The 11048-nt window shown below is 70.5% G+C and carries 8 protein-coding genes; 4 read left to right on the top strand and 4 right to left on the bottom strand.

Translation table 11 applies throughout. From position 1 onward, the window contains the following. Positions 1-32 precede the first annotated feature (32 nt). The 3 genes from hemB to IE278_RS35655 all read left to right on the top strand — a co-directional run bounded on the left by hemB (position 33) and on the right by IE278_RS35655 (position 3460). Positions 33-1025, top strand: coding sequence for a porphobilinogen synthase (hemB, locus tag IE278_RS35665; RefSeq protein WP_189778774.1), 993 nt, complete (start codon positions 33-35; stop codon positions 1023-1025). A 112-nt stretch (positions 1026-1137) separates the two neighbouring features. After that, entirely contained in the window at positions 1138-2421 is a 1284-nt protein-coding gene (locus IE278_RS35660; protein WP_189778772.1) for a helix-turn-helix domain-containing protein, read from the top strand. A 136-nt stretch (positions 2422-2557) separates the two neighbouring features. Continuing rightward, entirely contained in the window at positions 2558-3460 is a 903-nt protein-coding gene (locus IE278_RS35655; RefSeq protein ID WP_189778770.1) for an SAM-dependent methyltransferase, read from the top strand. Positions 3461-3485: 25 nt separating this feature from the next. On the opposite strand, the gene IE278_RS35650 is transcribed toward IE278_RS35655, so the two are convergent. The 3 genes from IE278_RS35650 to argS all read right to left on the bottom strand — a co-directional run bounded on the left by IE278_RS35650 (position 3486) and on the right by argS (position 7383). Then, entirely contained in the window at positions 3486-4283 is a 798-nt protein-coding gene (locus IE278_RS35650; RefSeq protein ID WP_189778768.1) for a DUF4253 domain-containing protein, read from the bottom strand. A gap of 109 nt (positions 4284-4392) precedes the next feature. Beyond that, positions 4393-5319 carry a phosphotransferase family protein gene (locus tag IE278_RS35645; RefSeq protein ID WP_189778747.1) on the bottom strand — a complete coding sequence of 309 codons (927 nt, stop codon included), beginning with the start codon at positions 5317-5319 and terminating at the stop codon, positions 4393-4395. 288 nt (positions 5320-5607) lie between these two features. After that, complete coding sequence (gene argS / locus IE278_RS35640) at positions 5608-7383, bottom strand: arginine--tRNA ligase (protein ID WP_189778745.1); 1776 nt, start codon at positions 7381-7383, stop codon at positions 5608-5610. A 318-nt stretch (positions 7384-7701) separates the two neighbouring features. Here argS and lysS point away from each other — a divergent pair, with 318 nt between their 5' ends. Further along, on the top strand, positions 7702-9444 hold the full coding sequence (lysS, locus tag IE278_RS35635) for a lysine--tRNA ligase (protein ID WP_189778743.1): 1743 nt from the start codon (positions 7702-7704) through the stop codon (positions 9442-9444). Between the two features lie 129 nt (positions 9445-9573). On the opposite strand, the gene IE278_RS35630 is transcribed toward lysS, so the two are convergent. Beyond that, the gene (locus IE278_RS35630) at positions 9574-10989 is read right to left on the bottom strand and encodes a DUF2637 domain-containing protein (RefSeq protein ID WP_189778820.1); all 1416 of its coding nucleotides are present in this window, start codon (positions 10987-10989) and stop codon (positions 9574-9576) included. Between the last annotated feature and the right edge of the window lie 59 nt (positions 10990-11048).

Here is an 11048-nt window from a genome sequence, read left to right as displayed (position 1 = left end):
AGGCACGGGTGGGGCGGGCGTAGCGTGGTCGTATGACGACGTACGGATCCTTTCCCGGCAGCCGGCCGCGGCGGCTGCGGACCAGTCCTGTGATGCGGCGCATGGTTGCCGAGACCCGGCTGCATCCCGCTGATCTCATCCTCCCCGCTTTTGTGCGCGAGGGTATTTCCGAGCCCGTGCCCATCACCGCGATGCCGGGCGTCGTGCAGCACACCCGGGACAGTCTGAAGAAGGCCGCCGCCGAGGCCGTGGCCGCGGGGATCTCCGGGATCATGCTGTTCGGAGTGCCGGAGGAAGCGAAGAAGGACGCCTTGGGGACGGCCGGGACCGACCCCGACGGGATTCTGCAGGTCGCTCTCCGGGACGTGCGCAGCGAGGTCGGGGACGAGCTGCTGGTGATGTCCGATCTCTGTCTCGACGAGACCACCGATCATGGGCACTGCGGTGTGCTGGACGAGCACGGGCGCGTCGACAACGACGCCACCCTGGAGCGGTACGCCGAGATGGCTCAGGTGCAGGCCGACGCGGGGGCGCACGTCGTGGGGCCCAGCGGGATGATGGACGGCCAGATCGGCGTCGTCCGTGACGCCCTCGACCAGATCGGGCGCGAGGACGTGGCGGTGCTCGCCTACACGGTCAAGTACGCGTCCGCCTTCTTCGGGCCGTTCCGGGAGGCCGTCGGGTCCTCGCTGAAGGGGGACCGGAAGACCTATCAGCAGGACCCCGCCAATGCCCGGGAATCGCTGAAGGAGCTGGCGCTCGACCTCGAAGAGGGCGCCGACATGGTGATGGTGAAGCCCGCGGGGCCCTATCTGGACATCCTCGCGAGGGTCGCGGACGCCGTCGATGTGCCCGTCGTCGCCTATCAGATCTCGGGGGAGTACTCGATGATCGAGGCCGCCGCCGAGAAGGGGTGGATCGATCGCGACGCGGCGATCCTGGAGGCGCTGACCGGGATCAGGCGGGCCGGCGCTCGCAACATCCTCACGTACTGGGCCACCGAGGTTGCGCAGAAGCTGCGTTGAGGCGACGCGCCTGCTGAGCCGGGTGCCCTAGGGGGGCGTGCTTGGATGGTCGAGCTGGGGAAATGACCTGCCCCCGGCAGGCGGATCCGGTACGTGGAGAGAGGTGCGGGCGGTGGCGGGGGACGAGTTCACGGAGCTGTTGGGGCAGCTGAAGGAGAGGTCCGGGCTCAGTTACGGGGTGCTGGGAAAGCGGTTGCACACGAGTGCGTCCACGCTTCACCGGTACGTCAACGGAGATGCCGTACCCACGGACTACGCGCCCGTGGAGCGGTTCGCGCGGGTGTGCAGAGCGACCCCCGAGGAACTGGTCGAGCTCCATCGGCGGTGGGTTCTCGCGGATGCGCAGCGGGGGCAGAAGCCCGTGGTGGCGGAGGTCGCCGCGGCTGACACCGCTGCCTCCGAAGGGGAGAGCGCGGGGGCGGTCGCCTCTGTTTCCGTCGAGGACGCCGTTCCGGATTCCTCCGACGCTCCGGTCGTGCGGCGGCGGCGTACCGTCGTCCTCGCCGGTGCCGCCGTGGCCGCCGCCGTCGTGGCCGCGGCACTCGTGGTGAATCTCGTGGCGGGCGGAGGCGGGGGCGGCAAGCAGCCCGTGGGGGCCGCCGCCCGGTCCGCCGACGGTGATCGGGGAACCGGCGGGGCCGCCGACGCGAAGGGGCCGTCGGCCTCGCCGTCCGCCTCCCCGTCGGGAAGTCCCTCGGCGTCCGCCGGTCCCTCCGCCTCACGGAGCGGCGGGCCGGGTGCGTCAGCGGGGTCGGCGGGAGGCACTGGGGCCGTCGAGGGAGCCACCGCTCCCGTCGTCGCCGTCAACCCGTACAAGTGGGACAGCCCGTGCAGTCAGCACTACCTCTTCGACCGCGAGCCCGAGAAGGTGCCCCCGCCGCCGAGTGAGCCCGACGCGCGCGGATGGGTCAGCGCCCTCGGCGGGGTCGCCGCCGGGCAGCAGATGCTCGCGCTGACCGTCCAGGGCACCGGGAAGGCCACCGTCGTCCTGGACGATCTGCATGTGCGGGTGGTGGAGAAGGGCGCCCCGCTCGCCTGGAACGACTTCGCGATGGGCGTCGGCTGCGGTGGCGGTGTGGAGACCACGTCGTTCGGTGTGAATCTCGACGCCGGGCGGCCCGAGACCTCGCCCAGGGCCGGGCAGCGCGACTTCCCGTACAAGGTGAGCGAGTCCGACCCCGAGGTGTTCTACATCTTCGCGGACGCCCGGACGTACGACGTGAGCTGGTATCTGGAGCTGGAGTGGTCGAGCGGGGACAAGAAGGGGACCGTACGCGTCGACGACAACGGCAAGCCGTTCAGGACGAGCGGGAACGTCGGGCGGCCCGCGTACGACTATCCGCTCGGTGACTCCGCCTGGGGGCGCAACGAGTACGAGCCCGATGTGCCGGGCTGAGTCACCGCAAGAGCCTCTGTTCCTGCCCGGATCGGGGGCGGGCGAAACACGGATCGTGGCGTCGGGGCACCATCAAGTCCCCGTGGGAGTTAGGTTGTTGCCCATTGATTGACGCGACTCTCCAGGGAGAGGCTCTATGCCCGGTGATGCTCTCAGCCAGGACCCCGCCGAGCTGAGAAGGAGGATCGACACCACCAAGGCACACCCGGCTCGTGTCTATGACGTCTTTCTCGGGGGCAAGGACAACTACCCGGTGGACCGGGCCGCGGCGGCCGCCGCGCTCGCCGCCAACCCGCGCGGCTATCTCGACGTCCGGCACAACCGTGACTTCCTGCGCCGGGCCGTGAACACGCTGACGGGCGAGGAGGGCATCCGGCAGTACCTGGACATCGGCACCGGGCTGCCGACCCAGGAGAACGTGCACCAGATCGCCCAGCGGCTCGCCCCGGACGCGCGGGTCGTGTACGTCGACAACGACCCGGTCGTGCTCGCGCACGCGCGCGCCCTGCTCACCAGCGGGCCCGAGGGGCTTACCGACTACATCGACGCCGACCTGCAGAACCCGGCCCAGATCCTCGAAGCCGCCGCCAAGACCCTGGACTTCGACCGGCCGATCGCGCTGGCGCTCGTGGCGATCCTGCACTTCGTCGAGGACGAGCGGGCCTATCCGATCGTCCGCGAACTGATCGACGCGCTGCCCCCGGGCAGCCGGCTCGTGCTCAGCCATCTCACCGAGGACCTCAACGCCGAGAACGTCCGCGCGGTCCAGCGGACGTACACCGAGCGGGGCTTCACCTTCGTGCTGCGTACGAAGGCGGAGGTCGAGCGGTTCCTCACCGAGAACGGTCTTGAGGTGGACGAGCCCGGTGTGGTCCCCGCCCACCACTGGCGGCCCGACAACGCGGCGCCGGTGCCCGAGCAGCCCGAGGCGGGCTACCTCGAAGGCCTCGACGACATCGAGAAGGTCCGCTACCGCGACATCAACGACGTGACGGACGCGGACATCAACGTATACGCGGTCACCGGCCGCAAGCCCTGAGTCCGCGGCGGCGGGACCGGCCGGGTCAGTCCCACCAGAAGGTCCAGGAGCGTGCGCCGAGCACCTCGCGCTCGGCGTACGCCCGCAGCGAGGCGTGGCCGCCCTGGGTGATGTCGGCCGGGCAGAACGCGTAGTGCTCGGCGGCTATCGCCTCCGCCTCGGCCAGGGTCCTGGGCGGGGCCGCGACGGAGACGATCAGCTGGTCGAAGGTGAGGGCCACGACCCGGACGCCGAAGCGGTCCTCCCAGGAACGCAGGACCGCGCACAGCTCCGCCACGTCCTCGGTGAGACTGACCGGACCGCACCAGCCGATGGCGGCCGGGATGTCCGCGCTGCGGCGGGCCGGGACGAGCGCGAGGCGCGGCTCCATCAGCCGGCTCGCGCCGCCGACGAGCGCGTCCGCCACCTCCGCGGCCCAGCCGTCCGGGTCGACGTCCGGGACGCCCGCCGCGGCGAGGCCGGGCCAGTCGGCGTCCTGCGCCTCGGCCGCGTACTCCCCCCAGAGCTCCGCGAGGACCTCTTCGGCGTCGTGGTCGCCCGGGTAGGACGCGAGATCCGGATCCAACTCCCACTTGTCCGGGTGCGGTTCGCTGTCCGGCCGCCCGCCGACCAGGACCGGGCACAGGCCCGCCGCGCGGCGCGCGGACGCCAGCCGCAGCCAGTCGCCCGGCGCCGCCGGGGCGTCGGCGCGCCACAGCAGCGGTTCGTCCCAGGGGCCGTCGACCGTCGTGTCGAGCAGGGCACCGGGCGGGAGGTCGAGACCGAGCGAGCGGCCGGCCGGGTCGGCCGCGAGCGTCGGCAGCTGGTTCGGAAGAGTCGCCATGCCCGTGACTTTAGAGCCCGCCACTGACAACGGCCCCAGGGGGCGCAGCGGCCGGGGCCGCGCCGGCCGCGACTCACCTCGACTCTCCGCGCCTCTCCGTGACGGTCCGTCAGTCGGTGCCGAACCAGGTCCGCGCGAGCGAGTCCAGCGTCGGCTCCGGCGGTTTCGGCAGCATGCGCAGATACGAGGACAGGTCGCTGTAGACGTGCAGCAGTGTGTACGCCATGACCGTGTGCGGGTCGAACGGCGGGCGCCCGTAGGCCTCGTAGAAGCGCTTCAGGAGCCGGGGCCGGCCGCAGGAGAGGAACAGGCCGACGCTCACGAAGTCGTAGGCGGGGTGGCCGGCCAGTACCGGCTCGAAGTCGAAGAGGCCCGTCAGCCGCCAGCCGTCCGGGTCCACCGTGAGGTGCTCGCGCATGAACTCGGTGTGCAGCAGCACCCGTCGCGAAGGGGCGGGCAGCGGGACCGAGTTCAGGAACCACGGGATCTGTTCGAGCCAGACCTCCGCCAGTCCCGCCTCGCGCTGGTGCTCCACCGCGTTCGCGCGCTGCGCGTCGACGAACAGGCCCCAGTCGGACGGGCCGACGACACCCGAGAGCGGCGCGGGGCTCAGCGCGTGCAGGGCCGCGAGCGTCTCACCGGCCTCCGTGACGATCCGGTCCTGGTCCGCCGCCGGGATCCGCGGCCACGCGTCCGCGAGGCTCTCGCCGGGCAGCCGGGACATCAGGACGAAGGACCAGCCGTTCTTGTACGCGCCGGCCGAGTACAACTGCGGTGTCGGGACCGGCAGCTTGCCGTACACATGGCTGAGCACCCGCTCCTCGCGCCGGGCGTCCAGCTTCTCGAAGGCGGGGAAGAGCTTCAGTACGTGCGCGGCGCCGATGGAGTACACCGGGAGCGAGCCCTCGATGTAGCGGACCATCTGCTTGGGGACCAGGCCGAGGCGCTCGCACAGGTCCGCCACGGCCGGCCGCAGCAGGGCCTCGTCCCGGACGACCGCGTACAGCTCCTCGCCGGTCTCAACAAGTGGCAGCATGACTGGCGCACACCCTCCGGCCGGCCGGAGGGGTGGAGAAGGGCAGTGCAGTGCTCATCGCGCTCCCAGCGTGCGGTTCGGCGAGGCTCACGTACCCCGGAGTCGGGGTCGGCGGCCCGCAGCATCGCATACTCCGGGGTGCACCCGGACAGCTCAACCTTTGGCCCTTGCTTGCACGGAAAGGCAGGGCGGCGCAGGTCAGAGCGAGGCCGGGGAGACAGCGGAGCGGGGAGAGGGACAGGAGCGTACGCGTCCTCACCGGCCGCTCACCCGAATGGGTGAACGGCGTCAGAGGCGTTCGGGGGTCCTGATGCCGAGCAGCGCCATGCCCCGGTGGAGCGTGCGGGCCGTCAGGTCGACGAGGAACAACCTGTTCTCGACGACCTCCTTGGAGTTCGCGTCGCTCAGCACCTGGCACTGGTCGTAGAACGTCGTCAGGTGCGACGCCAGCTGGTAGAGGTACGCGGCCAGCTTGTGCGGCTCGTACCCCGCGGCCACGTCCATGAGCAGCTCGCCGAACTGGTCCAGGTGCAGCCCCAGCGCACGCTCCGCCGGAGCCAGCGCCAGCTCCGGGTGCGCCACCGGACGCGCGTCCCCGGCCTTGCGGAGGATCGACTGGATACGTGCGTACGCGTACTGGAGGTACACGCTCGTGTCGCCGTTCAGCGACACCATCTGGTCCAGGTCGAACTTGTAGTCCCGCACGGCCGACGTGGAGAGGTCCGCGTACTTCACGGCGCCGACCCCGACAAACCGGCCGTTCTCGACGATCTCCTCCTCGGACAGGCCCATCTTCGCGGCCTTCTCGCGGACCACCGTCGTGGCACGGTCGATCGCCTCGTCGAGGAGGTCCACCAGCCGGACCGTCTCGCCCTCACGCGTCTTGAACGGCTTGCCGTCCTTGCCGAGGACCGTGCCGAAGGCCAGCTGCCGCGCCGTCGTCTCCTCGTTCAGCCAGCCCGCCCTGCGTGCCGTCTCGAAGACCATCTTGAAGTGCAGGGACTGCCGCGCGTCGACCACGTACAGGAGCGTGTCCGCCTTCAGGTCGAAGACGCGGTTCCTGATCGCGGAGAGGTCGGTCGCCGCGTAGCCGTAGCCGCCGTCCGACTTCTTCACGATCAGCGGGACCGGATTGCCGTCCGGGCCCTTCACGTCGTCGAAGAACACGCACAGGGCGCCCTCGGAGCGGACCGCCACGCCCGACTCCTCCAGGAGGCGGCACGTCTCGTCCAGCATGTCGTTGTAGCCCGACTCGCCGACGATGTCCGCGTCCCGGATCTCCATGTCCAGCTTCTCGAAGACCGAGAAGAAGTAGACCTTCGACTCGTCCACGAACCGCTGCCAGATGGCGAGGGTGTGCGGGTCGCCCGCCTGGAGGTCGACCACCCTGCGGCGCGCCCGCGTCTTGAACTCCTCGTCGGAGTCGAAGTGCGTGCGCGCTGCCTTGTAGAGGCGGTTGAGGTTCGACATCGCCTCCTCGCCCGTCTCCGCGGCGTCCGCCGAGCGGTCCAGCTCGTGCGGGTGCTCGTCCAGGTACTGGATGAGCATGCCGAACTGGGTGCCCCAGTCGCCGATGTGGTGCCGCCGCACGACGCTCTCGCCGACGAACTCCAGGATCCGTACGACCGCGTCGCCGATCACCGCGGAGCGGAGGTGGCCTACGTGCATCTCCTTCGCCACGTTCGGCTGGGCGTAGTCGATGACCGTCGTGCCGGGGTGGTCGGCGAGCGGTACGCCGAGACGGTCCGCGGGGTCCGTGGCGCGGGCCGCCAGCGTTTCCGTAATCGCGCGGTCCGTGATCGTGATGTTCAGGAAGCCGGGGCCCGAGACCTCGACGTCCTTGATCAGGTCACCGGTGACGATCCGGTCGACGACCTGGGTCGCGAGGTCCCTGGGGTTGGCCTTCGCCTTCTTCGCCAGGGCGAGGATTCCGTTGGCCTGGAAGTCCGCCCTGTCGCTGCGTCGCAGCAGCGGGTCCGCGGGCGCGGTCTCCGGCAGGGCTGCCGTGAGGGCGTCCGTGAGGCGCTGGTGGACGTGGGCGGTGAGGGACGTGACCGAGGCCATGGGGTGGGAGCCGTTCTCCTCGTGGGCATGGATCAGCCCAGTATCCCACGGTGGTAAAGGCCTTTTTCGCCCCCGCCGCCCCTACCCGTTCCCGCCACGCATGGGGGCTGCGGCCCCTCGCCCCCTTGTCCTCAAACGCCGGACGGGCTGAAGGACAAGCCCCTCCGGCGTTTGAGGAGCGGGGGTTCGGGGGCGGAGCCCCCGAGTACGTGACGGGAACGGGTAGGGGCGGCGGGGGCGAGTAAAGGCGTTTTCGTGGTTGGGGGGCTAGCTGGGACAATGGCGTCGTCAGCCGTGTGCATCGTAGGAAAGAAGGACGTGCCGATCGTGGCTCAGAGCACCGAGACCACCGACTGGGTCTCCCGTTTCGCGGATGAGGTCATCGAGGAGTCGGAGCGCCGAGCCCCGGGCAAACCCGTCGTCGTCGCGTCCGGACTGTCCCCCTCCGGCCCCATCCACCTCGGCAACCTCCGCGAGGTCATGACCCCGCACCTGGTCGCCGACGAGATCAGGCGGCGCGGCCACGAGGTCAGGCACCTGATCTCCTGGGACGACTACGACCGCTACCGGAAGGTGCCGAACGGCGTTCCCGGGACCGACGCGTCCTGGGCCGAGCACATCGGCAGGCCCCTGACCTCCGTACCCGCCCCGGCCGGGTCCGCGTACCCGAACTGGGCCGAGCACTTCAAGGCCGCCATGGTCGAGGCGCTCGCCGAGATGGGCGTCGAGTTCGACGGGATCAGCCAGACCGAGCAGTACACCTCCGGTGTCTATCGCGAGCAGATTCTGCACGCGATGAAGCACCGGGGCGACATCGACGCGATCCTCGATCAGTACCGGACCAAGAAGGCCCCCGCCAAGAAGCAGGGCCAGAAGCCCGTCGACGAGGCCGAGCTCGAAGCCGCCGAGGGGTCCGGCGCCGCCGCCGAGGACGACGGCACCGGGTCCGCCGGGTACTTCCCGTACAAGCCCTACTGCGGCGGCTGCGGCAAGGACCTCACCACCGTCACGGCCTACGACGACGACACCACCGAGCTGACGTACAGCTGCACGGAGTGCGCCTACTCGGAGACCGTCCGGCTCAGCGAGTTCAACCGCGGCAAGCTGGTCTGGAAGGTCGACTGGCCGATGCGCTGGGCGTACGAAGGTGTCGTCTTCGAGCCCAGCGGTGTCGATCACTCGTCTCCCGGGTCCAGCTTCCAGGTCGGCGGGCAGATCGTCGGCAGTATCTTCGGCGGCAAGCAGCCCATCGGGCCCATGTACGCCTTCGTGGGGATCTCCGGGATGGCGAAGATGTCGTCCTCGAAGGGGGGCGTTCCCACTCCTGGTGACGCGCTGAAGATCATGGAGCCGCAGCTGCTGCGCTGGCTCTACGCCCGCCGCAGGCCCAACCAGTCGTTCAAGATCGCCTTCGACCAGGAGATCCAGCGGCTCTACGACGAGTGGGACAAGCTCGGCGGCAAGGTCGCCGACGGTTCCGCCCTGCCCGGTGACGTCGCCGCCTACGCGCGCGCCGTCGGCACCGCGGCCGGCGAACTGCCGAGGACACCCCGGCCGATGGCCTACCGCACGCTCGCCTCCGTCGCCGACATCACCGCCGGCGCCGAGGACCAGACCCTGCGCATCCTCGGCGAACTCGACCCCTCGGACCCGATCACCTCGCTCGACGAGGTCCGGCCGCGGCTCGACAAGGCGGAGGCCTGGATCAACACCCAGGTCCCCGCCGACCAGCGCACCGTCGTCCGCGACGAGGCCGACACCAAGCTCATCGAGTCCCTCGACGACCAGGGGCGCGCCTCGCTGCGCCTGCTGCTCGACGGCCTCGACACGCACTGGTCGCTGGACGGGCTCACCCACCTCGTCTACGGCGTTCCGAAGGTCCAGGCCGGCTTCTCCGCCGACGCCACGCCCAAGGAACTCCCGGCGGAGATCAAGGTCGCCCAGCGCACGTTCTTCGCGCTGCTCTACCACCTGCTGGTGGGCCGTGACACCGGCCCGCGCCTGCCCACCCTGCTCCTCGCCGTCGGCCAGGAGCGGGTCAGGAAGCTGCTCGGGGAGTAGACGGGGTGGGTGGGGTAGGCGGCGGCAGTACTTACTGAGCCACTTACTGAGCCGGCTTATCGACGTTGCCTTCACGTGTGAGGGGCGCCCGGAGATCTCCGGGCGCCCCTCACACGTAAAGGCCTGCTCCTAGGCGATGTGGTCCTCCTGGAGCTCCGCCGTGTGGCGGTTGGTGAAGCGGGCCACCATCCGGTCGGCCTCGCGCTGCGGGAGCGTGGTGCCGTACGTGTCCTCCACGTTGCCCCGGAACTGGCCCGAGGTCGGATAGCTGCCGTCTATCGACTTCTTGAAGACCAGGTAGTAGTCCTCCTCGGTCGGCTCCGTGCCGCCGCCCGTACCCAGCTCACGGGTACCGCCGGCGCCGGTCGGGATCGGGAAGGTACCGGTGTCCTCCGGAGACGGCTCGGGGGCCGGGGCCTGCGGCTCCTGCTGCGCGTACTGCTGCTGCGGGAAGGCCTCCTGCTGGGGCGGGAAGGTCTCCTGCTGCGGGAACGCCTCCTGTTCGAACCGACGCCGGTCCTGGAAGCGCCGCTCGTCCTGGAGCCGTTGCTGCTCCTCGAACTCCTCGGCCCGCTGCTGCTCCGCGTACCACTGGCCGTACGCGTCCTCCGGGTCGTACGTCGGGTCGTAGCCGCCCTGGTACGCGACGGACTGGGGGTCCCGGGCGTGCAGCCACGGGTTCTGCGGCTCGGCCTGCTCCGGCTGCTCGGGAGGTTCGGGGAACTCGTCGTCCTCAGGAGCGGGGCGCCGCGCCCGGTCGGGAGCCGCGTCGTCCCGTACGGCGGGTGCCGCCGCGGGGGTGCGGTCGGCCGCGGGTGCCTCTGCCAGCTCCAGTGCGGGCTGCGGTGCCGGGGGCAGCAGCGCGGGCTCGATGCCCGCCGCCGCCAGGCCGGAGGGCGCGGTCTCGGCGAGCGGGACGCCGTAGCGGGCGAGCCGCAGGGGCATCAGGGACTCCACCGGGGCCTTGCGGCGCCAGGAACGGCCGAAGCGGGAGCGCAGCCGCGCCTGGTAGACGAGACGTTCCTGCTCCAGCTTGATGACCTGCTCGTAGGAGCGCAGCTCCCACAGCTTCATCCTGCGCCACAGCAGGAACGTGGGGAGCGGGGAGAGCAGCCAGCGGGTGAGGCGTACGCCCTCCATGTGTTTGTCGGCGGTGATGTCGGCGATCCGGCCGATCGCGTGCCGGGCCGCCTCCACGGAGACCACGAACAGGATCGGGATGACCGCGTGCATGCCCACGCCGAGCGGGTCGGGCCAGGCGGCGGCGCCGTTGAAGGCGATCGTCGCGGCCGTCAGCAGCCACGCCGTCTGGCGCAGCAGCGGGAACGGAATCCTGATCCAGGTGAGGAGCAGGTCGAGCGAGAGCAGGACGCATATGCCCGCGTCGATGCCGATCGGGAACACGTAGCTGAAGTTCCCGAAACCCTTCTCCAGGGCGAGTTCGCGGACCGCCGCGTACGAACCGGCGAAGCCGATCGCGGCGATGACGACCGCCCCGAAGACGACCACTCCGATGAGGATCTTGTGCGTCTTGGTGAGCTGCATAGGCGCGGCCACCCGTACTCCCCTCCCCTTACGACCTGTTGCGCGCAACAGAGTGGCAC

The sequence above is a fragment of the Streptomyces tauricus genome (assembly GCF_014650955.1).
GTDB lineage: Bacteria > Actinomycetota > Actinomycetes > Streptomycetales > Streptomycetaceae > Streptomyces > Streptomyces tauricus.
Note: the sequence above shows the minus strand (reverse complement) of the source record. Positions and strands in the feature narration are given on the sequence as shown.